Source organism: Lentzea sp. HUAS12 (assembly GCF_024125735.1).
Classification (GTDB): Bacteria; Actinomycetota; Actinomycetes; order Mycobacteriales; family Pseudonocardiaceae; genus Lentzea; species Lentzea albida.
The window spans coordinates 5293502-5315858 of the sequence record NZ_CP099738.1; the positions used below are offsets into that span (position 1 = coordinate 5293502).

Genomic DNA, 22357 nt, shown 5'->3' on the forward strand with positions numbered 1-22357 from the left:
GGCGTCAGGCTTCTTCGTTCTTCTCGTCCAGGCCGACCGCGCCGAGCACCTTGTCGTCGGTGCTGCGCTGGTGAGCGGCCCGCTCGGCCTCGTCCCGCGCGGTGCGGAAGTCGGCGAGGATGCGGTTCTGCAACGTGAACATCTCACGTTCCTCAGCGGGCTCGGCGTGGTCGTAGCCCAGCAGGTGCAGCACGCCGTGCACGGTCAGCAGGTGCAGCTCGTCCAGCAGGCCGTGGCCCGCCTTCTTGGCCTGGTCCTTGGCGAACGCGGGGCACAGCACGATGTCCCCGAGCAGCGCGGGCCCGAGCCCCGCCGCGTCGGGACGGCGCGCGGAGTCCAGCTCGTCCATGGGGAAGGCCATGACGTCCGTCGGACCCGGCAGGTCCATCCAGCGCTCGTGCAGGTCCGCCATCACGTCCAGCTCCACGAGCAGGACGGACAGCTCGGCCAGCGGGCTCACGCCCATGCGGTCCAGCGCGAAGCGGGCGGCGGAGACGATGGAACCCTCGTCGACTCCGACACCCGACTCGTTGGCGATCTCGATGCTCACGGCGCCTATCGTCCCCGCCGCTGGTTACCCCTGCGCGCACCGGGTCCGTGGTGCTGCCCGTTCTGGTCGATCGCGTCCTGCTGGACCTGCCACTTGTCGTACGCGTCGACGATGTCGCCGACCAGGCGGTGGCGCACCACGTCCTGGCTGGTCAGCTCCGAGAAGTGCACGTCCTCCACGCCGTCGAGGATGTCCCGCACGACCCGCAGGCCGCTGCGCTGGCCACCCGGGAGGTCGACCTGGGTCGTGTCGCCCGTCACCACCATCTTGGAGCCGAAGCCCAGCCGGGTGAGGAACATCTTCATCTGCTCGGGCGTCGTGTTCTGCGCCTCGTCGAGGATGATGAACGCGTCGTTCAACGACCGGCCGCGCATGAACGCCAGCGGCGCGACCTCGATCGTGCCCGCCTGCGTGAGGCGGGGGATCGACTCCGGGTCGACCATGTCGTGCAGGGCGTCGTAGAGCGGACGCAGGTACGGGTCGATCTTCTCGTACAGCGTGCCCGGCAGGTACCCGAGCCGCTCGCCCGCCTCGACGGCCGGGCGGGTGAGGATGATGCGGTTCACCTGCTTGGACTGCAGCGCCTGGACGGCCTTGGCCATGGCGAGGTAGGTCTTGCCGGTGCCGGCGGGGCCGATGCCGAACACGATGGTGTTCTTGTCGATCGCGTCGACGTAGTGCTTCTGGTTCAGCGTCTTCGGCCTGATGGTGCGGCCGCGGCGGCTCACGATGTCGAGGCTCAGCACCTCGGCGGGCGACTCGACGTCGGTCTCGCTGAGCATCGCGATGATGCGGCGGACGCTGTTCTGGTCGATCGGCTGGCCGCGGCCGGCGAGGGTGATGAGCTCCGAGAAGACGCGCTCGGCGAAGGCCACGTCGGCGGGGTCGCCGGACAAGGTGATCTCGTTCCCGCGCACGTGCACGTCCGCCTCGAGGAGCTCCTCCGCGAGCCGGAGGTTCTCGTCACGCGACCCGAGCAGCGTGAGCACCGCACCTTCCGGCACGGCGAACCGGGACTGACCTTCCTTGTTGCTCTGCTGTGTTTCGTCGGCCACGTGGCCCCGGCCTGCTTCCTGTCGCTCGGATCTGGTGCCGTCGATGCTAGTCCGGCCGAAAATGGGTGGCTACCGGATTGCTCACCGTGTGTGCTCGTGAACCGTGGAGATCCGCAGGCTTGGTGTTGAGGACGTACCCGAGTGCATGAAGCTCATCACGGACCGCGGTTGGGCGTGGACGCCCGCGCAGTGGGAGATGATGCTCGCCCTCGGTCCGGGGTACGGCGCGTTCGACTCGTCCGGACTGCTCGGCACGGCGCTGACGACGCCTTATCCCGAGATGCAGGCGATCAGCGGTGTGTTGGTCGCGTCCTGGGCGGGGCGCCGCGGGATCGGGACACGACTGATGGCCAATATATTGGATATCAGTCCCTCGGTGCTGTACGCGACGGAGATGGGTGAGCCCCTCTACGCGAGGCTCGGGTTTCACCCCGTCGGGGAGACCGTCTCCTACGACGGCGTGTTCACCGGTTCCGCCCCCGGCGTGTCGCGGCCGGGCACGCCTGCCGACGCGGCGGCGCTCACAGAGCTCGACCGCGAGGTCAGCGGCTACACCCGGCCCGCGTTGTGGGACCGGTTGCTCGACCCGTCGTCGCCGTACGCCGTGCTGATGTCGGACGACGGCGTCGTCGCGACCCGGCCGAACCCCGCGGGCGTGACGATCGGCCCGCTGATCGCCCCGACCGCCGCGGCCGCGTGCGCGTTGGTCGCGGACGTGGCGGCCGGCGCCGGTGAGGTCCGGGTCGACACCGACAACGCCGACGTGGCGGCGTTCCTGCTGCGGCGGGGTTTCGAGAAGCGCAGCGGTGGCTGCAAGTTGATGGTGCGGGGGGCCGAGGGCGTGCCGGGTGACCGGTCGCGCTACTTCGCGCCCGCCTCGCACGCACTCGGATGACTGGGGGAACCTGCTGTGGAACTGCGACGACTGGAACTGGACGACCTCCCCGCGTGCTCCGACCTGGCGGAAAGCCGGTCGTGGCCGAGGGAGGAGAAGAAGTGGGAGTTCCTCCTCGCGCACGGCGAGGGCTGGGGCCTGTTCGACTCGGAGGGCCTCGTCGGCACGACGATCGTGACGCGCTACCCGGAGCTGGCGTCGATCAGCATGGTGCTCGTCGCCGAACGCGCCGCACGTCAGGGACACGCTCGACGACTGGTGTCCCATGTGTTGGATGCGGGTGTCTCGACGTTGTTCGCGACGGACATGGGCCGCCCGCTGTACGAGCAGCTGGGGTTCCACGCCGTCGGCTTCACCGACATCCACGCGGGCACGTTCACGGGCCAGGCAGCTGATATATCGCATATCGCGACCGCCGCCGACCTCGACGAGGTCATTGCGCTCGACACCAAGGTCACCGGCATCACGCGGCCGTACCTGTGGGAGTTCCTGCTCGCCAACGGGAGCATCCGGATCTCCGGCCACGGCGTCGCGGGCACGTGGCAGGTCCGGGACCAGCGGATGCTCATCGGCCCGGTCATCGCCGACACCCCCGCGGACACGTGCGCGCTCGTCGCCGACTGCGCGGCCGGTGTCGCCAGCGTCCGCGTCGACGTGCACGACCCGGAGGTGGTCGCGTTCGTCCGCGCGAACGGCATGGAGTCGTGGGGCACGCCCACGTGGATGGTCCGGGGCGCCGACGCACTGCCCGGTGACCGCGCCCGGTACCGCGCTCCCCTGCTGCAGGCACTGGGCTAGAGGCGTGCGGGGTTAGAGCCTCTCACCACCGAGAAGGTGCAGGTGGGCGTGGAAGACCTCCTGCCCGCTGTCCGGTCCGGTGTTGAAGAGCAGGCGATACCCGGTCTCGGCCACGCCCTCGGCGTCGGCGACCTCCTTCGCGGCGGCGAAGAGGTCGCCGAGCCGGTCGCCGTTCAGGTCGACGGCGTTCGGCACGTGCTCGCGCGGGATGAGCAGCACGTGCACGCGCGCCTTGGGCTGGATGTCGCGGAACGCGAGCGTCGTCTCGGTCTCGTGGACGATCGTCGCGGGGATCTCACCGTCGACGATCCGGCAGAACAGGCAGGACATGTCCCAAGCTAAACAAAGAGCGCGTCCAGCTGCTGGTCGACGGCCTCGACCATGTCGGCGGCGGTGAGCTCGTCGGGACCGAGCCCGTGGTGGATGTTGAGGCCGTCGATCAGCGCGATGAACCGCCGCGCGGCCTTCGTCGGCGCGACGCCGTCCCGCAGTTCACCGGCCTCCTCCGCGGTCACGAGGACGCGGGCGACCTCGTCGTAAAGGACGCGCGTGCCGAAGCGCTCCAGGTCGTGCAGCGACGGCTCGACCATGGCCCGCGGCAGGAACGACAGCAGCACCGCGGCCTCGACCCTGCGGTCCTCGTCCACCGCCAGCATCTCGTGCGCGAACGACCGCAGCACCTCGCGGCTGCCGGCGGTGGTGTCGATCTTCTCCAGCCGGGTGATGAACCGCCGGTACGCCAGTTCCATCGCGAACCCCAGCAGGGCGTCCTGCGTCGGGAAGTAGTGGCGCAGCGACCCGCTCGACCACCCGGACTCGGCGGCGACGGCACGGACGGACGCGTGGTCTATCCCGTCCCGCTGCACGATCCGCCACACCGCCTCGGCTAGCTCGCGGCGGCGTTCCTCGTGGTCGACAACCTTCGGCACCGGCCCTTTCTAGCAGCCGCGCGCAAGGGTGCGGACAGCCGTCTGGCACCGCTCCCAGGCCTCGGTGCCCGGCGTGATCACGTCCATGTGCCCGGCCCCCTCCACGATCACGAGCTCCGCCTGGGGCTCGGCCGCGCAGAACCCGATCGACTGCTCGACGGGAACGTCCTCGTCCCGGTCCCCGTGCACGCAGATCACCGGCTTCCCGATGGGCACCAGCGCGGCGGGCGACGCGTTCGCGAACTGTTCTTCGGTGCACAGCTCCAACGCCCGCGGCGTGATGTGCTTCGTGAAGTCCAGCACCGCCGCCTGGGCGACGGCTCCGGCCACGCGGGCACTGCGCTTGGCCGCCCACACCGCGAGGTGCCCGCCGGCGCTGTGCCCGAGCGCGACGACGGGTCCTAGGTCGACGGCGTCGAGGGCGGCGAGCACGTCCTGGCCCGTCTGCGGCCAGCCGCCGCCACCGCCCACCCGCCGGTACTCGATGTTCCAGACGGCGAATCCGTCAGCGACGAGGACGTCCGCGAGAGGCCGTCCGAGTTCCAAGCCGTAGCGCTGGTGCCAAAAACCACCGTGAATGACGACAACAGCACCCTGCGCTACGCCATCGGGAAGGTGAAGCTCACCGAACTGGCTTGGATGGTCACCGTAAGCAATTCGCTGCACACGCAGAACTTACGTGATCGGCGACAATTCGCCAGTAAGCGCGCTGGTTCGGCAGAAGAGGACGAAGTCCCAGGCCAGACCGCCTGCCGGAACTGCGAAACAGGTCTCGAAACCAAAAGGGGCGCCTCGCGGTCCGAAGCCTGGGGGTCGCTTCGCCGCGAGGCGCCGACGCCGGACCGAGGGGGGAGGTGTCCGGCGAGTCCTTTGGTCGGAAGAGCCTATTCGTCTACTCCGTTTCCGGATAGACCAATCAGCCCCTCCGCAAACCAGAGTAACCCCATCGGCCTGCGATTCGCTACAACTTCCGTCAAGCCAATCCATTCGATGTTCATCTTCCGAGTGATCGGGGTCACCACCGGGTGGTGAGCACCCCGAGCGCACCAAGAGCAACCGCGGCGGCGGTGGATGCACGCAGAACGGTTGGGCCCAATCGGACGATCCGTGCACCCGATGATCGCAAGGCGTCGAGCTCCTCGGGCGTGATCCCGCCTTCGGGACCGACCACGAGCAGCACGTCTCCGGACTCCGGCAGCGGGACGTCGGCCAGCCGTTCCGTGGCGCTCTCGTGCAACACGAGGGTGAGCGCCGACGACGACACGCGATGGGAGAGCTGGGTCGTGCTCACGGGTTCGTCGACGTGCGGCACGCGGGAACGGCGGGCCTGCTTGGCGGCCTCGCGGACGGTGGAACGCCAGCGCCCCAGCGCTTTCGCGCCGCGCGGCCCGTCCTCCCACTTGGTGATGCACCGGGCGGCGCGCCACGGCACGACACCGTCCACTCCGGCCTCGGTGGCCAGTTCGACGGCGAGCTCGCCCCGGTCGCCCTTCACCAGGGCCTGGGCGAGTACCACGCGTGGCGCCGGTTCGGGCTCCACCCAGCGCTCGACGACGCACAACGACAGGGCGTCGCGCTCGACCGCCACCACGGAGCACCGCACCTGGGCGCCGGACCCGTCCGACAGGACGAGCTCCTCGCCCACGCGCAGGCGCTTGACCGTGGCGGCGTGGCGGCCTTCCGGCCCGTCGAGCACGAACTCCTCACCCGAGGGCAGCGCCTCGACGAGGAAGACCGGCAGGGTCACCGGTTGCCGCGCGAGGCACGCAGACGGGAGAACAGTCCCCCGCTGCCCTTGCCGTTGTGCGACAACGACGGCTCGCTCTCGCCGCGCATCTCGGCCAGGTCGCGCAGCAGCGCGGACTGGGCGGCGTCGAGCTTGGTCGGCACGACGACCTCGAGGTGCACGTGCAGGTCGCCGCGGCCGTCGACGCGGCCGGTGGACCGCAGCTTCGGCATGCCTCGACCGGTCATGACGAGCTGCGTGCCCGGCTGCGTGCCGGGGTCGATCTGCAGCTCTTCCTCGCCGTCCAGCGTCTTGAGCGGCAGCGTGGCGCCCAGGGCGGCCGTCGTCATCGGGATCTGCACGATGCAGTGCAGGTCGGCGCCGTCGCGTTCGAAGATCTCGTGCGGGTGCTCCTCGACCTCGACGTAGAGGTCGCCGGCCGGGCCACCGCCGGGGCCGACCTCGCCCTGGCCCGCGAGGCGCACGCGCATGCCCTCGGCGACACCGGCGGGGATGTTGACGGAGATCGTGCGGCGCGACCGCGTGCGGCCGTCACCGGCGCACTGCTGGCACGGGTCGGGGATGACCTCGCCGTAGCCGCGGCACACCGGGCACGGGCGGGACGTCACGACCTGGCCGAGGAACGAGCGCTGCACGGACTGGACCTCGCCGCGGCCGTGGCAGGTGTCGCACTGGACGGGCTTGGAGTTGTTCTGGGTGCCCGCGCCGTGGCAGCGGTCGCACAGGATCGCCGTGTCGACGGTCAGCTCGCGCGTGGCACCGGCGGCGCACTCCTCCAGCGTCATGTCGAGCCGGATGAGCGCGTCGGAACCGGGCTGCACGCGGCTGCGCGGCCCGCGACCACCGGACGAGGCGCCGAAGAAGGCGTCCATGATGTCGCCGAGCCCGCCGAAGCCGGCGAACGGGTCACCGCCACCGCGGCCACCGCCGCCCGAGTCGAGCGGGTCGCCACCCAGGTCGACGACACGGCGCTTCTCGGGGTTCGACAACACCTCGTAGGCGGCCGTCACCTCCTTGAAGCGGGCCTCCTCGTTGGGATTGACGTCCGGGTGCAGCTGCCTGGCGAGCTTGCGGTAGGCGCGCTTGATCTCATCCTGTGTCGCGTTCTGCGAGACACCGAGGATGCCGTAGTAATCCCTGGCCACCTTGTTCGCTTTCATGTTCATCTCAAGTGCAAGAAGTTTCTGATCAACGACCGGTCAGGATCTCACCGACGTAGTTGGCAACCGCGCGCACGGCCGCCATGGTCCCGGGGTAGTCCATCCGCGTGGGCCCGACGACGCCGAGGCCGCCGAGCGGGTTGTCCCGGCTGCCGTAGCCGATGGACACCACGGACGTGCTGCGCATCTCCGCGGCCTCGTTCTCCTCGCCGATCCGCACCAGCACGCGACCGGGGTCGCGGGAGGCGGCCAGCAGCTTGAGCACGACGACCTGCTCCTCCAACGCCTCGAGCACCTGCCGCAGCGAGCCCGGGAAGTCGGTGATGTTGCGCGTGAGGTTCGCGGTACCGCCGAGCACCAGCCGTTCCTCGGGGTGCTCCACCAGCGTCTCGATGAGCACAGTAGCGACTCGCAGCATCGGGTCGCGCAGGTTCGACGGAACCTCGTCGGGCAGTTCGGCGACCTTGGCACTGGCCTCGGCCAGCCGCTGCCCCGCCATCGCCTGGTTCAGCACACCGCGCAGCTGGGCCGTGTGCTCCTCGCTGATGACGTCCCCGAGCTCGACGATCCGCTGGTCCACCCGGCCCGTGTCGGTGATCAGCACCAGCATGAGCCGGGACGGCGTGATCGGCAGCACCTCCAGGTGGCGCACCGCGGCACGCGACAACGTCGGCACCTGGATCACCGCCACCTGCCGCGTGAGCTGCGCGAGCAACCGCACGCTGCGGCGCATGACGTCGTCGAGGTCGATCGCCCCGTCGAGGAAGCTGCGGATCGCCCGCTTCTCGGCCTGCGAGAGCGGCTTGATCTCGCTCAGCTTGTCCACGAAGAGCCGGTAGCCCTTGTCCGTGGGCACGCGCCCGGCACTGGTGTGCGGCTGGGCGATGTACCCGTCGTCCTCCAGCGCGGCCATGTCGTTGCGCACGGTCGCGCTCGAGACGCCCAGGTTGTGCCGCTCGACCAGGGCCTTCGAGCCGACGGGCTCCTGGTTGGACACGTAGTCGGCGACGATGGCGCGCAGCACCTCGAACCGACGCTCATCGGCGTTCACCGCTGTTCACCTCCCGTGTCCCCGTTCCCCGAGTTTACCCAGCCGGTCGGGGACACCGTCCCCCGTCTGAACCTGTGTGCGGACCCCGGAGTCCGTTCGAGTGATAAGGAGCCGAAAGACCCCCGTGGCAGCTCTTCGCGTTTAGCGTGCGCGGGTGGTCACCGCGAACGAAACGACGCTTCAGGATCTGCTCGAAGGCTCGAAGCAGTACCGCGTCCCGCTCTACCAACGGACCTATTCCTGGGACAAGAAGCAGCTTTCCCAGCTCTGGGACGACGTCGTCCAGCTGGCGGAGGACCGCGTCACCCACGGATCCGCCACCCACTTCATCGGATCGGTCGTCCTCGCGCCGAACCCCGGCAACGGACCAACCGGTGTGCCTCAATACCTGGTCGTCGACGGGCAGCAACGGCTGACCACCCTCACGTTGCTGCTCTGCGCCATCCGCGACCACCGCGCCAAACACGAGGACCCGATCCACAGGGGCCGGATGAACGACCTCTACCTGACGAACCCGTACAAGCCGGAGTCGCAACGACTCAAGATCGTGCCGACGCAGACGAATCGCGACGCCTACCAGGCTTGCATCGACTCGACGCCGCACGCAGGGGGCAGCGACCAGATCGGGGCCGCCTACCGGTTCTTCGCGGCGAAGCTCGTGGAGCTCGACGACCCCGACGACCAGTTCGACGTCGAACGGCTCGAGAACGCCGTGATCAGCGGACTGGCCCTGGTGTCGATCACCACGCATCCCGGCGACAACGCCCACCGCATCTTCGAGTCGCTGAACAACACCGGTGCCGCGCTCAGCCAGGCCGATCTGCTGCGCAACTACCTGTTCATGCGGCTGCCGACGCGCGGAGAGCAGGTCTACCAGTCGCTCTGGCTACCGCTCGAAGCCCAGCTGGAGAAGTCCAAGGACCTCGAACTGCTCTTCTGGCTCGACCTCGTCCAACGCGACTCGCGGATCAAGCAGGCGGACACCTACGCGGGTCAGCAGGCGAGGCTCGACCGGCTGGCGGACGAGGCGGAGATCGAGGCGGAGGTGGCCAGGCTGTGCGGTCTGGGCAGCTTGCTCCGCGTGGTCCTCAGCCCGGAGACCGAACCCCACGAAGCGGTGCGCACCAGGCTCCAGCGGTTGAAGGCCTGGGGGACCACGACGGTCTACCCGTTGCTGCTGCACCTGCTCGACCGCAGGCAGCACGGCACCGCCACCTCGGACGAGATCGCGTCGGCGATGCTTTACGTCGAAAGCTTTTTCGTCAGGCGCCTGCTCATCGGACGCGCCACGGCCAACATCAACCGCATCCTGCTCTCGGTCGTGACCGAAATGGACCGCACGCAGCCCGTGGACCAGGCGGTGCACGCCTACCTGTCGACCGGCCGCAAGTTCTACGCCGGCGACGACGAGATCCGTGCTGCTGCCCGAGCGGTGCCGTACTACCTGAACGGCCGGCCACACCAGCGAGCGTCGATCCTGCGCTGGCTCGAGATCGATCACGGCAGCAAGGAACCCGTCGATCTGACTTCGCTGACGATCGAACACGTCATGCCGCAGACCACCACGGAGGAGTGGGAGCAGGCGGTCAGCGCAGACCTGGAGTCCGGTGAGACCTACGAGCAGGTGCACAACGCACTGGTGCACACACTCGGCAACCTGACGCTGACCGGCTACAACTCGGAGTTGAGCAACAGCCCGTTCGACGTCAAGAAGGCCCAGCTCGCCAAGAGCGGCCTCGTGATGAACCAGCACATCGCCGAGCAGACGGCCTGGGGCAGGCCTCAGATCCTCGCTCGCGCCGACGCACTGGCTGAGCGCGTGGTCGCTGCGTGGCCGGGCCCGCTGGCGGGAGCGAAGCCGAGCACCAGCGTGGCGTGGAATCTGATGAACACCGCATTGGCGGCGTTGCCCGCAGGATCGTGGACGACCTACGGGGACATCGCGGCGATCATCGGCAGTCATCCGGTCGCAGTCGGCACGCGGCTCGCCACGGTCGCGGCGCCGAACGCCCATCGCGTTCTCCAGGCCGGCGGTCTGGTGTCCCCCGGCTTCCAGTGGCTGGAACCGGATCGAAACGACGACCCCCGAGACGTGCTGCGCTCGGAGGGCGTGGAGTTCGACGAACACGGTCGCGCCTCCGAGGCCCAGCGCATCTGGTTCGAGGAACTCGCCGAACTGATCGGCTTGGACGTGGAGACCACCGAAGAGCCGTCAGCCACACCTCTCGACCAGGAGAACCTGGGGGTTCGGTTCATCGAGCAGCTGAACGACGAGCATGGTGAAGACGTGGCGGCGGCCGTCTGGGAGCTCGCGGAGGCCTGGCAGGAGTTCGGTGGCCGCCTCGAGTTCGGCACCGGTCGCGATACGTCGTGCTTCCTCATCGCGCGGGAGAAGGGCGAGGAGGGCGGCAACATCTGGCCGCTCGCGATCTACCCGAGCGGCAGGGTCGAGGTGGTGTTCCAGCACCTCCGCATCCGGCCGCCGTTCGACGAGGTCACGATGCGCGAGGAACTCCGGCAGCGGTTCAACGGGGCGCCCGGCGTGGACATCGCCGCGGCGAAGATCGAGCTCCGGCCGAGCTTTCCCGCGAAGGCGCTCCTCGATCCCGCCGCGCGCGCTGTCGTGCGGGAGACCCTGCAGTGGTTCTACGAGCAGGCCCGGTCGAACGGGTCTGTTTTTGTCGGTGCCGCTCGCTAGGGTCCAAACGTGGGCAACGTGGTGTGGCTCAGGCCACCTGATGAGGAAGGTCCCGCACCGGGGAGACCGTGCCTGGTCCACAGCGAGGACGAGTGGTGGGAGGGCACCGTCGTCTGGGAGCAGGCGCGCAGGGAGGACGGGTTGTGGTGGGGCACCGCGACCTACCGCAAGCACGGGGAGCAGGTCACCGAGGTGCACAGCCAGCACGACCTGCGCGCCCGCTGACTCAGGGCAGCAGGCGCCGCACGACGGCGTCGGCCAGCAGGCGGCCCCGGTCGGTCAGCACGCAGCGGTCGTCGTACGGCTCCAGCAGCCCGTCGGCGATCGCCTGCTTCGCCTCGTCGCGGCCGGCGGGGTCCAGCACGTCCATCGGCAACCCCGATGCCAGGCGGAGTTCCAGCAGCACCCGCTCGACGCGCCGGTCCTCCGCGGTCAGCACCTCACGACCGGCCGCGGGCGACTGACCGGAGGCGAGCAGGGACGAGTAGCGGGCCGGGTGCTTCACGTTCCAGAAGCGCACGCCGCCGACGTGGCTGTGCGCGCCGGGACCGAAGCCCCACCAGTCGGCGCCCTGCCAGTACAGGACGTTGTGGCGGCACCGCGCTTCGGCGGAGGTCGCCCAGTTCGACACCTCGTACCAGGAGAAGCCGGCACCGCTCAAAACCGAGTCGACCATCTCGTACGACGACGCCAGCACGTCGTCGTCGGGCATCGGCAGGTCTCCACGGCGGATGCGGCGGGCCAGGCCGGTGCCGTCCTCCACGATCAGCGCGTACGCGGACACGTGGTCGACGCCCGCGTCCAGCACGGCGTCCAGGGACGCGGCCAGGTCGGAGGGGCGCTCCCCCGGCGTGCCGTAGATCAGGTCCAGGTTCACGTGGTCGAAGCCGGCCGCACGGGCCTCGCGGGCGGCTTCCCCCGGACGGCCGGGTGTGTGTTTGCGGTCCAGCACGGCCAGTACGTGCCGTGCGGCCGACTGCATGCCCAACGACACGCGCGTGTAGCCCGCCGCACGGATCCCCTCGAAGAACGACGGGGACGTCGACTCCGGGTTCGACTCCGTCGTCACCTCGGCGCCGGGGGCCAGGCCGAACGACCGGCGCACGGCGTCGAGCACGTCGGACAGGCCCGTGGCACCGAGCAGGGAGGGCGTTCCGCCGCCCACGAACACGGTTTCGGCCGGCGGCGCGGTCCCGAGGACCGAGGCGGCCAGGTCCAGTTCGCGGCGCAGGCCCTCCAGCCACGACTCGGGCGAGGCGGAGGTGCCGAGTTCGCCGGGCGTGTAGGTGTTGAAGTCGCAGTAGCCGCAGCGGGTCGCGCAGAACGGCACGTGCACGTAGACGCCGAACGGGCGGGAGCCGACACCGGCGAGAGAAGAGGCGGGAAGCGAACCGTCGGCGGGCGCGGGCTCGCCTTCGGGCAGTGCGGAGGGCATGTCACCAGTGTCCACCACAGCCCGATCGGCGGTGCACAGCCAGCGGGTGTATCTGTCGGTGACAGAAATACTACGGAGTGAAACCAGCCTGGGATGTCAACTTCTCCTCGTCGATCCCAGCATTCGGTTGGCGGTGGACCACGCTCTGGACGGCAGGCACACTGAGGTCATGCATTCGACTGGAGTCCGCCTCGTGGCCCGCCGCCACGTCGACTTCCGTCGTGTCTCCAGCGCGATGTGCCGTCGTTCGGCATGACCGCGCGCTGATTTGTTCCCGTCGGCGCCCGGCGCGCTGACGACGCCCCCCCACAAGCACCTCCGGGCTCGCACGCGCACCGAGCGCCTCGAAACCCCGGAGGATGGCGATGGCCACGCCGCAGACGTCACCGCGCGCCAAGCAGCGTCGCGGCGAGGGGCAGTGGGCACTCGGGTACCGAGAGCCGCTGAACCCCAACGAGCGGAGCAAGAAGGACGACAACCCGCTCAACGTCCGCGCCCGCATCGAGAACATCTACGCCCACGGCGGTTTCGACTCGATCGACCCGGCCGACCTGCGCGGACGTTTCCGCTGGTACGGCCTCTACACGCAGCGCAAGCCCGGCATCGACGGCGGCCGCACGGCCACGCTGGAGCCGGAGGAGCTGGACGACGAGTTCTTCATGATGCGCGTGCGCAGCGACGGCGGCGCGCTCACCACGGAGCAGCTGACGGTCCTCGGTGAGATCTCGCAGACCTACGCGCGCGACACCGCGGACATCACCGACCGGCAGAACATCCAGTACCACTGGATCCGCGTCGAGGACGTCCCCACGATCTGGCAGAAACTCGAAGCCGTCGGCCTGACGACGATGGAGGCGTGCGGCGACAGCCCGCGCGTCATCCTCGGCTCGCCGGTCGCGGGCATCTCCGAGGACGAGGTCGTCAACGGCCAGCCGGCGATCGACACGATCCTCGAGCGCTACATCGGTGACCCGCGCTTCTCCAACCTGCCGCGCAAGTTCAAGACCGCCATCTCCGGCCTGCAGGACGTCGCGCACGAGATCCACGACATCGCGTTCGTCGGCGTGAACCACCCCGAGCACGGGCCGGGCTTCGACCTCTGGGTCGGTGGCGGCCTGTCCACGAACCCCATGCTGGGCAAGCGGTTGGGCGCCTGGGTGCCGCTCGACGAGGTCCCGGACGTGTGGGAGGCGGTCATCTCCGTCTTCCGCGACTACGGCTACCGCCGCCTGCGCCACCGCGCGCGCATCAAGTTCCTCGTCGCCGACTGGGGCCCGGAGAAGTTCCGCCAGGTCGTCGAGGACGAGTACCTCAAGCGGAAGATGATCGACGGCCCGGCGCCCGAGCAGCTGGACCAGCCGCTCGACCACATCGGCGTGCACAAGCAGAAGGACGGCCTCAACTACGTCGGCGCCGCACCGGTCGCGGGCCGCGTGTCGGGCTCGATCCTGGTCGAGGTGGCGAAGTTCGCCGAACGGGCCGGCTCCAACCGCGTCCGCTTCACGCCGCAGCAGAAGATCATCGTGCTGGACGTGCCGGACGCCGAGGTGCCGACGCTCAAGAGCGACCTCGCGAAGCTCGGCCTGCAGGTCGACCCGTCGCCGTGGCGGCGCGGGATCATGGCCTGCACCGGCATCGAGTTCTGCAAGCTCGCGATCGTCGAGACGAAGGCCCGTGCCCTCGACCTCGTCACGCAGCTCGAGGCGAACCTCAAGGACATCGTCGACGGCGTCACGGCGCCGATCACCGTGCACATCAACGGCTGCCCCAACTCCTGCGCCCGCATCCAGACCGCGGACATCGGCCTGAAGGGCCAGATCGTCACGGACGAGAGCGGCAACCAGGTCGAGGGATTCCAGGTGCACCTGGGCGGCGGCCTCGGCCTCGACGCCGGGTTCGGCCGGAAGCTGCGCGGTCACAAGGTCACCGCGTCCGAGCTGCCCGAGTACGTCGAGCGCGTGGTGCGGAACTTCGTGGCGCAGCGCGAGACCGACGAGCGGTTCGCCCAGTGGGTCGCCCGCGCCGAGGAGGGCTCGCTGCGATGAGCGAACGCGCGACGCCGTTCTACTGCCCCTACTGCGGTGACGAGGACCTCCGCCCGCAGGAGGAACCCAGCTACGCGTGGCTGTGCACCGGGTGCCGGCGCGTCTTCAAGGTCTCGTTCGTCGGGCTCAACCTGCCGCAGGAGGTGAAGAAGTGAGCGATCTCAAGGAAGACCTCAAGATCGTCGCCGAGGCCGCCGAGCAGGAGCTGAAGGACGCCGACGCGATCGAGGCGCTGGAGTGGGTCGCGCGGACGTTCGGTGACAGCTACATCGTCGCCTCCAACATGCAGGACGCCGTGCTGATCGACCTCGCCGCGAAGGTGAAGCCGGACTTCGACGTGCTGTTCCTGGAGACGGGCTACCACTTCCCGGAGACCATCGGCGTGCGCGACGCCGTCGGGGTCGTCTACCCCGAGGTGCGGATCGTCAACGCCGCCGCCGAGCAGTCGGTGGAGGACCAGGAACGCGAGTTCGGCCTGCTCTACCAGTCGGACCCGGCCACGTGCTGCAACCTGCGCAAGGTCGTGCCGCTGCGCCGCGAGCTCGCGAAGTACGACGCGTGGGTGACCGGTGTGCGCCGCGTCGACGCGCCGACCAGGGCGAACACGCCGATCGTGCAGTGGGACGACCGCAACGGCCTGGTGAAGATCAACCCGATCGCGCCGTGGTCGGACGACGAGTTCAACGCCTACATCCACGAGAAGGGCATCCTCGAGAACCTGTTGGTGCAGGAGGGATATCCCTCCATCGGCTGCCTACCCTGCACCTCGAAGCCACTGCCGGGCCAGGACGCGCGCAGCGGTCGCTGGGCGGGTCAGTCGAAGACGGAATGCGGGTTGCACGGATGACCACAGCCACGCTCGACACCCTGGGACGCCTCGAATCGGAGGCGATCCACATCTTCCGCGAGGTCGCGGGCGAGTTCGACCGGCCGGTGATCCTCTTCTCCGGCGGCAAGGACTCGACACTGCTGCTGCACCTCGCGATCAAGGCGTTCTACCCGGCGCCGGTGCCGTTCCCGTTGCTGCACGTGGACACCGGGCACAACTTCGACGAGGTCATCGAGTTCCGCGACCGCGTCGTCGCGCAGCACGGGCTGCGCCTGGAGGTCGCGAAGGTCCAGGACTGGATCGACGACGGCCGCCTCGAGGAGCGCCCGGACGGCACGCGCAACCCGTTGCAGACCGTGCCGCTGCTGGACTCGATCACGCAGCACAAGTTCGACGCGGTCTTCGGCGGCGGCCGCCGGGACGAGGAACGCGCCCGCGCCAAGGAGCGGATCTTCAGCCTGCGCACGGCGTTCGGCCAGTGGGACCCGAAGCGCCAGCGCCCGGAGCTGTGGAACCTCTACAACGGCCGGCACCGCGCCGGTGAGCACGTCCGCGTGTTCCCGCTGTCCAACTGGACCGAGCTGGACGTCTGGAACTACATCGAGCGCGAGGGCATCGAGCTCCCGGACATCTACTACTCGCACGAGCGCGAGGTGTTCCTGCGCGACGGCATGTGGCTCGCCGAGGGTCCGTGGGGCAAGGCGCGCGACGGCGAAACGTTGCAGCGCAAGGTGGTCCGCTACCGCACGGTCGGCGACGGTTCCTGCACGGGCGCCGTCGAGTCCGACGCCGCCGACATCCACGCGGTGATCGCCGAGGTCGCCGCGTCCCGGCTGACCGAGCGCGGCGCCACGCGGGCCGACGACCGGCTGTCCGAGGCCGCCATGGAAGACCGCAAGCGGGAGGGCTACTTCTAAATGAGCGACCTGTTGAGGCTGGCCACCGCGGGCAGCGTGGACGATGGGAAGTCCACGCTCGTCGGCAGGTTGCTCTACGACACCAAGTCCGTTCTCGCGGACACCCTCGACGCCGTGCACCGCGCGAGCGCCGACCGCGGCCTCACGACACCGGACCTGTCGTTGCTGGTCGACGGCCTGCGTTCGGAACGCGAGCAGGGCATCACGATCGACGTGGCGTACCGGTACTTCGCGACGCCGAAGCGGTCGTTCGTGCTCGCGGACACCCCCGGTCACGTCCAGTACACCCGCAACACGGTCACGGGCGCGTCCACCGCGCAGCTCGCGGTCCTGCTGGTCGACGCGCGCAAGGGCGTCATCGAGCAGACCCGGCGCCACGCGGCGGTTCTCGCACTGCTCGGCGTGCCGCGGCTCGTCCTGGCGGTCAACAAGATCGACCTCGTGGACTACGACGAGGTGACGTTCTCCCGCATCGCCAAGGAGTTCACCGCGCACGCCACGGCACTGGGCTACACCGAGGACTCGGTCGTCGAGATCCCGGTGTCGGCGCTGGCCGGCGACAACGTCGTGGAGAAGTCCGCGAACACGCCCTGGTACTCCGGCCCCACCCTGCTGGAGCACCTGGAGAACGTGCCGGTCGAGCCCGACCCGCACGACGCCCCGTTCCGCTTCCCGGTGCAGTACGTGATCCGCCCGCGCACGGCCGAGCACCTCGACTACCGGGGCTACGCCGGCCTGGTCGCGGCCGGCACGGTCAAGCCGGGCGACGAGGTCGTGGTGCTGCCGTCGGGGCGGCGCTCGACGGTGACGAAGATCGACACGGCAGATGGCGAACTGGCCGAAGCGGCGGCCGGCCAGTCCGTCACGCTGCTGCTGGCGGATGAGATCGACATCTCCCGCGGCGACCTGATCTCGGTGGCGGGCAACGAGCCCACGGTCACCGACGAACTGGACGCCACCCTCTGCTGGCTCTCGGAGAAGCCGCTGCGAGCCGGTGCCCGAGTCCTCGTCAAGCACGGAACGCGCACCGTGCAGGCGATGGTCACCGACCTGCGCGACCGCTTCGACGAGCAGACGCTGTCCAGTGTGGACGGTCCCAGCTCGTTGGAGCTCAACGAGATCGGCCGAGTGGCTCTGCGTCTCGCGGAGCCCGTACCGCTGGACGACTACAGCTTCAGCCGGCGCACCGGGTCGTTCCTGGTGATCGACGCGAGTGACGGTTCCACTCTCGCCGCCGGCCTGGTCGGGGCTCCGCTGCCGCTCCTCGAGAACGGCGTGGAGAGCTGTACCGGGGGTAGCACCGCTACCCCTGACAACCACGCCCTCGTCTCCCCCGGTCCCTGAAAGGCCTCATCGCTGTGAACCTCAAGCCCGCCATCGCCGTCGCCTTAGTCGCCTTGACAGCTCTTTCCGGTTGCAGCCGCGCCGGTAGCTCCGACACCCCGGCAGCCGAGTCCAAGGGCGCCGCGGCCGAGGTCCGCCTCGGGTACTTCCCGAACATCACCCACGCCGCCGCGCTGATCGGCGTCGAAAAGGGCCTGTACGCCAAGGAACTGGGCGGCACCAAGCTGACGACGCAGACGTTCAACGCGGGCCCCGACGAGGTCAACGCCCTGCTGGGCGAGTCACTCGACATCGCCTACATCGGCTCCGGCCCGGCGATCAACGCCTACTCGAAGTCCAAGGGCGAGGCCGTGCGGCTCATCGCCGGCGCGACCTCGGGTGGTGCGCAGCTCGTGGTGAAGCCCGAGATCAACTCGATCGAGGACCTCAAGGGCAAGGTCGTCGCGACGCCGCAGCTCGCGAACACGCAGGACGTCTCGCTGAAGAAGTACCTGGCGGAGAAGAACCTCACCGGCCAGGTGACCGTGCAGAACGTGGAGAACGCCGCGTCGCTCGACCTGTTCAAGAAGGGCGACATCGCCGCTGCCTGGGCGCCGCAGCCGTGGTCGGCGCGCATCGTCAACGAGGGCGGCGGCAAGGTGCTGCTGGACGAGAAGACGCTGTGGGAGGGCGGGGCGTTCCCGACCACCGTCGTCATCGTGCGGACGAAGTTCCTGCAGGAGCACCCGGAGACCGTCGAGGCCGTGCTGAAGGGCCACGTCGCCGCCATCGACTGGGCGAAGGCGAACGAGGACGAGGCGAAGAAGACCGCCAACGCGCACCTGGAGAAGCTCACGTCCAAGAAGCTCGGCGACAAGATCCTCGACGCCGCGTGGGACAACATCGAGCTCACCACCGACGCGCAGGCCAAGCACTTCCCGCAGCTCGCGAAGGACGCCGTGACCGCGGGCGTGGCCAAGGAGGCCGCGAACGTCGCCGGGTACGCCGACTTCACGCTGCTGAACAAGGTCCTGCAGGCGCAGGGCAAGCCGCAGGTCCAAGCAGCGGGCCTGGACAAGAAGTAGCTCTTCTGACGCGAGGGAAGGCACACCATGACCGCCACGCTCGAAACCGCTCTTCTGTCCACCGCGGACACCGCCGTCGAACTGTCCGGCGTCCGCAAGGTCTTCGGCCACGGCGGCTCGGCCGTGGTGGCGCTCGACGGGGTGGACCTCAAGGTCAAGCCCGGCGAGTTCGTGTGTCTTCTCGGCGCGTCCGGCTGCGGCAAGAGCACGCTGCTCAACATCGTCGCGGGCCTCGACGGCGCGACGTCCGGTGAGCTGCAGCTCAACACGTCGCGCCCGGCCGTGATGTTCCAGGAGCCCGCGCTGATGCCGTGGCTCACCGCGGCCCGCAACGTCGAACTGGCGCTGCGCTTCGCCGGCGTCGGCCGCCTGGCCCGCAAGCGCCGCGCGCTGGAACTGCTCGACCTGGTGCGGCTGGGCGACGTCGCGGACAAGCGTCCGCACGAGCTCTCCGGTGGCATGCGCCAGCGCGTGGCCCTGGCCCGCGCGCTGGCGTCCACCACCGTGTCCGCGGACGGTCTCCCCGCCCTGCTGCTGATGGACGAGCCGTTCGCGGCGCTCGACGCCATCACGCGGGACGTGCTGCAGAGCGAACTGCTGCGCGTGTGGGAGACCACGAACACCGCGATCATCTTCGTGACGCACGACGTGCGCGAGGCCGTGCGCCTCGGCCAGCGCGTCGTGCTGCTGTCCTCGCGTCCCGGCCGTGTCGTGCGCGAGTGGGACGTGCGCGACTCCTCGGACGAGGTCCTCGGCGAGATCAACACCCATCTTCGAGAGGTCATCAGTGGCCACGCCTCCTGACACGCTCGACAAGGTCGGCGCCGGCCTCGACGCGCTCGATGTGCCCACCGAGGCGCACAAGCCGCCGTTCTGGCGCCGTTTCCTGAAGACGGGCGTGCCACCGCTCATCGCCTTCGCACTGCTCCTGGGCGTGTGGCAGGCGTTGTGGGCTTCGGCCCTGCTGCCCGAGTTCCAGCTGCCCGCACCGGTCAACGTGTGGAACGAGCTCGTCCGGTCCGTCTCCTCGGGCGAGGCGTTCGGCATCCTGTGGACCTCGCTGCACCGCGCGGTGCTCGGCTTCCTCGCGGCGGTGCTGATCGCCACACCGCTGGGATTGCTGGTCGCCAAGGTGCGGGTGGTGCGCGCGGCGATCGGCTCGTTGCTGACGGGCCTGCAGTCACTTCCTTCGGTGGCCTGGGTCCCGGCCGCGATCCTGTGGTTCGGCGTCACCCCGTCCACGATCTACTTCGTGGTGCTGATGGGCTCGGTCCCGTCCATCGCGAACGGCCTCGTGGCCGGCATCGACCAGATCCCGCCGCTGCTCCCCCGAGTGGGCCGCGCCCTGGGCGCCGGCCGCTTCGCCTCGGCACGCCACATCCTGCTGCCGGCCGCGTTGCCCGGCTACCTCGCCGGCCTGAAGCAGGGCTGGGCGTTCTCGTGGCGCTCGCTGATGGCGGCGGAGATCATCGCGACCTCCCCGCAGCTCGGCACCGGCCTCGGCCAGTACCTGCACAACGGCTCGTCGCTGAACGACATCAACATGGTGATCGCCGCGATCTTCCTGATCCTCCTGGTCGGCATCGGCATCGAACTGCTGCTGTTCCGCCCCCTGGAGCGCGCCGTGCTGCGGGCCCGCGGCCTGACGGGGGCGCTGTGATCCCCCTGATCGCTGTCGCCCACGGCAGCCGCGACCCCCGCTCGGCCGCCTCGATCCACGCCCTGCTGGACGTGGTGCGCTCGCTGCGGCCCGAACTGGACGTGCGCGGCTGCTTCCTGGACCTGTGCGCACCCCGGTTGCACGACGTGCTGCGCGAGCCTTCTGTCGTCGTACCTTTGTTGCTGGGCAAGGCTTACCACGCCCGTGTCGACGTCCCCGCCGCCGTCGCCGAGTCACGGGTACCGGCAGTCGTGACACCCGTGCTCGGACCGGACCCGCGGCTCGAGTCGGCGGCGTTGCGGCGGCTGTCCGAGGCCGGGGTCTCCTTCGGTGACCGGTCTCTGGGCGTCGTGCTGGCCGGCGCCGGTTCGTCGCACGCGCCCGCCAACGAGGCCGTGGCCCAGGTGGCCCGGCGGTGGGCTCGTGAGTCGGGGTGGGCGGGGGTGGAGGCGGCGTTCGCGTCGATCGCTTCGCCGACCGTGCCCGAGGCCGTGGAGCGGTTGCGGGCTCGGGGGGCCTCGCGGATCGCCGTCGCGTCGTGGTTCCTGGCGCCCGGGTTGTTGCCGGACAAGGTCGTCTCGCTGGCGGGCGATGCCGTGGTGGCTCGGCCGTTGGGGGACGACGTCGAGGTCGCGCAGTTGGTGCTGGACCGCTACGACTCCGCGCTGGCGCGTCAGACGGTGGCCGCTTAGCTTGTGGCCCAAGCAAGTCCTTGATCGACGTACATGCACCCGAGCGGGAATTGTCGGTCCGACCTGCGATCCTGTTTGGATGCATATGTTCGTCGACGAGTCGGAGCGGGGCGGCTACCTCATGGCAGCCGTTCTGATCGCACCGCACGCGCTCCACACCAGCCGCTCGATGATGCGGGGCCTGCTGCTCCCCGGATGCCGACGTGTGCACTTCAAGACCGAGAAGCCGGCCCGGCGCAGGCTGATCGCCGACAAGCTGGCGTGCTGCGACTTCGTGACGCACATCTACGTCGGGCGCGGCAAGAGCGAGCGCGTCCGGTCCAAGCTCCTCCCGCTCCTCGTCGAGGACGCGATCGGCGCCGGGGTCACCCGGCTGGTGCTCGACTCACGCGACCCGGTGGCCAACGGCCGGGATCGGCTGGTGATCGGTACCCGGACCAAGGCCCACGACGCCGGACTCGTGTACGAGCACATCCAGTCCTCGTCCGAGCCCGCCCTGTGGATCAGCGACGCGATCGCCTGGTGCCACGGGGCCGGAGGCGACTGGAAACGACGGATCGCGCCCGTCACCGGGACCGTCGTCGACCTGGGTGAGCTCTAGAAAGCGCGAAGCCCAGGCAGCGACCGTCCGGACGCGCACCTGGGCTCACTTCCTCCGCCTAGCGGCGAAGGCTCTGCGACCAGCCTAGCACATTTGACCCCAACCGCTGCACCACGTCACTTCCGGACGCCGCCACAAGATCGAACAGGCAGCGCCGTTCGGCCCATGTGAACTGTGAACCGTTGACGTGAAACCTACTCATGAGTAGGCAAGTGATTACGCCGCGTGCTGGAAGTGTCCCTCGTCCACTCATCGGGGAGAGGTCATGAAGCTAGCCGCAATCGCAGCAGCCGCACTCGTGCCCATGCTGGTGTTCGCCACCACCGCGTCAGCAGAGGCGCCGCAGACCATCACCTACAAGCTCCGCGCCAGTGCCGCCGGGCAGTCGTCGGACTTCACGCTCGACCAGGGCGTCGACGCGTCGGCACCCGCCACCACCGCGCCCGGTAGCAGTCTCGCGGTCACCATCGACCCCGCGCCCAACACCATCCCGTCCGAGGCCGGTGGCCGGCAGGTGCGGGAGATCAAGGGGCTCGCGCTGAAGCTGCCGGTGCCCGCCAACTCGACGTTCGCCTCGGCGAGCCTCGCAGGCGGGTCCGGGCTCGGTGGCACGCCGACGATCGCCTTGCAGGGCAACGACGTCGTGCTGAGCGTGCCCGGGCCGATCAAGGGTGGCGCGAACTTCGAGCTGCCGACCGTCACGATCAACCTGACGGCGGGTGCGGCCGGGTCGATCGACACGAAGCTGGGTGGCACCAGCTACGACGTCCCCGGCCTCACCTTCACCGCCGTCGTGACGGTGTTCGGGTTCCCGGTCGACGCGGCCGCGAAGGGCTACCCGGACCCGAACCCCGTGCTGACCACGACCACGATCGGCTAGAACCTGA

24 protein-coding genes are annotated in these 22357 nt (G+C 69.4%); 15 read left to right on the top strand and 9 right to left on the bottom strand.

The window, feature by feature from the left end:
* Window positions 1-4: 4 nt before the first annotated feature.
* Window positions 5-550 carry an rRNA maturation RNase YbeY gene (ybeY, locus tag ND450_RS23685; RefSeq protein ID WP_253320902.1) on the bottom strand — a complete coding sequence of 182 codons (546 nt, stop codon included), beginning with the start codon at window positions 548-550 and terminating at the stop codon, window positions 5-7.
* Window positions 551-555: 5 nt separating this feature from the next.
* Complete coding sequence (locus ND450_RS23690; RefSeq protein WP_089922320.1) at window positions 556-1605, bottom strand: PhoH family protein; 1050 nt, start codon at window positions 1603-1605, stop codon at window positions 556-558.
* Window positions 1606-1750: 145 nt separating this feature from the next.
* On the opposite strand from ND450_RS23690, the gene ND450_RS23695 reads away from it, so the two are divergent.
* Both ND450_RS23695 and ND450_RS23700 read left to right on the top strand, forming a co-directional pair.
* Window positions 1751-2500: a GNAT family N-acetyltransferase gene (locus tag ND450_RS23695; RefSeq protein ID WP_253320903.1), complete on the top strand. Its 750-nt coding sequence runs from the start codon at window positions 1751-1753 to the stop codon at window positions 2498-2500.
* Window positions 2501-2515: 15 nt separating this feature from the next.
* Complete coding sequence (locus ND450_RS23700) at window positions 2516-3298, top strand: GNAT family N-acetyltransferase (protein ID WP_253320904.1); 783 nt, start codon at window positions 2516-2518, stop codon at window positions 3296-3298.
* 12 nt (window positions 3299-3310) lie between these two features.
* On the opposite strand, the gene ND450_RS23705 is transcribed toward ND450_RS23700, so the two are convergent.
* The 6 genes from ND450_RS23705 to hrcA all read right to left on the bottom strand — a co-directional run bounded on the left by ND450_RS23705 (window position 3311) and on the right by hrcA (window position 8185).
* Window positions 3311-3628: a histidine triad nucleotide-binding protein gene (locus ND450_RS23705; protein WP_253320905.1), complete on the bottom strand. Its 318-nt coding sequence runs from the start codon at window positions 3626-3628 to the stop codon at window positions 3311-3313.
* Between the two features lie 8 nt (window positions 3629-3636).
* Window positions 3637-4227 carry a TetR/AcrR family transcriptional regulator gene (locus tag ND450_RS23710; RefSeq protein WP_253320906.1) on the bottom strand — a complete coding sequence of 197 codons (591 nt, stop codon included), beginning with the start codon at window positions 4225-4227 and terminating at the stop codon, window positions 3637-3639.
* Window positions 4228-4236: 9 nt separating this feature from the next.
* Window positions 4237-4893, bottom strand: a complete 657-nt coding sequence (locus tag ND450_RS23715; RefSeq protein ID WP_371927401.1) for an alpha/beta hydrolase family protein — start codon at window positions 4891-4893, stop codon at window positions 4237-4239.
* A gap of 349 nt (window positions 4894-5242) precedes the next feature.
* On the bottom strand, window positions 5243-5974 hold the full coding sequence (locus ND450_RS23720) for a 16S rRNA (uracil(1498)-N(3))-methyltransferase (RefSeq protein WP_253320908.1): 732 nt from the start codon (window positions 5972-5974) through the stop codon (window positions 5243-5245).
* Complete coding sequence (dnaJ, locus tag ND450_RS23725) at window positions 5971-7119, bottom strand: molecular chaperone DnaJ (RefSeq protein WP_253327981.1); 1149 nt, start codon at window positions 7117-7119, stop codon at window positions 5971-5973. Before dnaJ ends, ND450_RS23720 begins: the two co-directional genes overlap by 4 nt.
* A 43-nt stretch (window positions 7120-7162) precedes the next feature.
* Window positions 7163-8185: a heat-inducible transcriptional repressor HrcA gene (hrcA, locus tag ND450_RS23730; protein ID WP_089922313.1), complete on the bottom strand. Its 1023-nt coding sequence runs from the start codon at window positions 8183-8185 to the stop codon at window positions 7163-7165.
* Window positions 8186-8339: 154 nt separating this feature from the next.
* Between hrcA and ND450_RS23735 the strand changes: the two genes are divergently transcribed.
* Together ND450_RS23735 and ND450_RS23740 are read left to right on the top strand one after the other, a co-directional pair.
* The gene (locus ND450_RS23735; RefSeq protein ID WP_253320909.1) at window positions 8340-10883 is read left to right on the top strand and encodes a DUF262 domain-containing protein; all 2544 of its coding nucleotides are present in this window, start codon (window positions 8340-8342) and stop codon (window positions 10881-10883) included.
* Window positions 10884-10892: 9 nt separating this feature from the next.
* A complete protein-coding gene (locus tag ND450_RS23740) occupies window positions 10893-11108 on the top strand; it encodes a hypothetical protein (protein ID WP_253320910.1) in 216 nt (71 codons plus the stop codon).
* Between the two features lies 1 nt (window position 11109).
* Here the strand turns inward: ND450_RS23740 and hemW are convergent, their stop codons facing one another.
* The gene (hemW, locus tag ND450_RS23745; protein ID WP_253320911.1) at window positions 11110-12318 is read right to left on the bottom strand and encodes a radical SAM family heme chaperone HemW; all 1209 of its coding nucleotides are present in this window, start codon (window positions 12316-12318) and stop codon (window positions 11110-11112) included.
* A 365-nt stretch (window positions 12319-12683) separates the two neighbouring features.
* Between hemW and ND450_RS23750 the strand changes: the two genes are divergently transcribed.
* From ND450_RS23750 to ND450_RS23800, 11 genes are all read left to right on the top strand, one after another.
* On the top strand, window positions 12684-14363 hold the full coding sequence (locus tag ND450_RS23750; protein WP_253320912.1) for a nitrite/sulfite reductase: 1680 nt from the start codon (window positions 12684-12686) through the stop codon (window positions 14361-14363).
* The gene (locus ND450_RS23755) at window positions 14360-14518 is read left to right on the top strand and encodes a hypothetical protein (RefSeq protein ID WP_030472080.1); all 159 of its coding nucleotides are present in this window, start codon (window positions 14360-14362) and stop codon (window positions 14516-14518) included. Before ND450_RS23750 ends, ND450_RS23755 begins: the two co-directional genes overlap by 4 nt.
* Window positions 14515-15210, top strand: coding sequence for a phosphoadenylyl-sulfate reductase (locus tag ND450_RS23760; RefSeq protein WP_253320913.1), 696 nt, complete (start codon window positions 14515-14517; stop codon window positions 15208-15210). The genes ND450_RS23755 and ND450_RS23760 overlap by 4 nt, the downstream gene beginning before the upstream one ends.
* Window positions 15207-16109 carry a sulfate adenylyltransferase subunit CysD gene (gene cysD / locus ND450_RS23765; RefSeq protein WP_177230028.1) on the top strand — a complete coding sequence of 301 codons (903 nt, stop codon included), beginning with the start codon at window positions 15207-15209 and terminating at the stop codon, window positions 16107-16109. Before ND450_RS23760 ends, cysD begins: the two co-directional genes overlap by 4 nt.
* Entirely contained in the window at window positions 16110-17453 is a 1344-nt protein-coding gene (locus tag ND450_RS23770; protein WP_253320914.1) for a sulfate adenylyltransferase subunit 1, read from the top strand.
* A gap of 53 nt (window positions 17454-17506) precedes the next feature.
* Window positions 17507-18517 (top strand): ABC transporter substrate-binding protein, encoded by a 1011-nt coding sequence (locus tag ND450_RS23775; RefSeq protein WP_253320915.1) that lies wholly within the window; start codon window positions 17507-17509, stop codon window positions 18515-18517.
* A gap of 27 nt (window positions 18518-18544) precedes the next feature.
* Window positions 18545-19321 carry an ABC transporter ATP-binding protein gene (locus ND450_RS23780; RefSeq protein ID WP_253320916.1) on the top strand — a complete coding sequence of 259 codons (777 nt, stop codon included), beginning with the start codon at window positions 18545-18547 and terminating at the stop codon, window positions 19319-19321.
* Window positions 19305-20177 (top strand): ABC transporter permease, encoded by an 873-nt coding sequence (locus ND450_RS23785; protein ID WP_253320917.1) that lies wholly within the window; start codon window positions 19305-19307, stop codon window positions 20175-20177. Before ND450_RS23780 ends, ND450_RS23785 begins: the two co-directional genes overlap by 17 nt.
* Window positions 20174-20869 carry a sirohydrochlorin chelatase gene (locus ND450_RS23790; RefSeq protein WP_253320918.1) on the top strand — a complete coding sequence of 232 codons (696 nt, stop codon included), beginning with the start codon at window positions 20174-20176 and terminating at the stop codon, window positions 20867-20869. Before ND450_RS23785 ends, ND450_RS23790 begins: the two co-directional genes overlap by 4 nt.
* A 79-nt stretch (window positions 20870-20948) precedes the next feature.
* A complete protein-coding gene (locus ND450_RS23795) occupies window positions 20949-21470 on the top strand; it encodes a hypothetical protein (protein ID WP_253320919.1) in 522 nt (173 codons plus the stop codon).
* Window positions 21471-21735: 265 nt separating this feature from the next.
* On the top strand, window positions 21736-22350 hold the full coding sequence (locus ND450_RS23800) for a cyclase (protein ID WP_253320920.1): 615 nt from the start codon (window positions 21736-21738) through the stop codon (window positions 22348-22350).
* The last annotated feature ends 7 nt before the right edge of the window (window positions 22351-22357 follow it).

What these genes read in the sequence shown, in the direction of transcription:
- ND450_RS23695 (WP_253320903.1), top strand. Translation starts at nt 1,751, where the DNA reads ATGAAGCTCATCACGGACCGCGGTTGGGCGTGGACGCCCGCGCAGTGG.
- ND450_RS23705 (WP_253320905.1), bottom strand. Translation starts at nt 3,628, where the DNA reads ATGTCCTGCCTGTTCTGCCGGATCGTCGACGGTGAGATCCCCGCGACG.
- hemW (WP_253320911.1), bottom strand. Translation starts at nt 12,318, where the DNA reads ATGCCCTCCGCACTGCCCGAAGGCGAGCCCGCGCCCGCCGACGGTTCG.
- ND450_RS23750 (WP_253320912.1), top strand. Translation starts at nt 12,684, where the DNA reads ATGGCCACGCCGCAGACGTCACCGCGCGCCAAGCAGCGTCGCGGCGAG.
- ND450_RS23755 (WP_030472080.1), top strand. Translation starts at nt 14,360, where the DNA reads ATGAGCGAACGCGCGACGCCGTTCTACTGCCCCTACTGCGGTGACGAG.
- cysD (WP_177230028.1), top strand. Translation starts at nt 15,207, where the DNA reads ATGACCACAGCCACGCTCGACACCCTGGGACGCCTCGAATCGGAGGCG.
- ND450_RS23770 (WP_253320914.1), top strand. Translation starts at nt 16,110, where the DNA reads ATGAGCGACCTGTTGAGGCTGGCCACCGCGGGCAGCGTGGACGATGGG.
- ND450_RS23780 (WP_253320916.1), top strand. Translation starts at nt 18,545, where the DNA reads ATGACCGCCACGCTCGAAACCGCTCTTCTGTCCACCGCGGACACCGCC.
- ND450_RS23795 (WP_253320919.1), top strand. Translation starts at nt 20,949, where the DNA reads ATGCATATGTTCGTCGACGAGTCGGAGCGGGGCGGCTACCTCATGGCA.
- ND450_RS23800 (WP_253320920.1), top strand. Translation starts at nt 21,736, where the DNA reads ATGAAGCTAGCCGCAATCGCAGCAGCCGCACTCGTGCCCATGCTGGTG.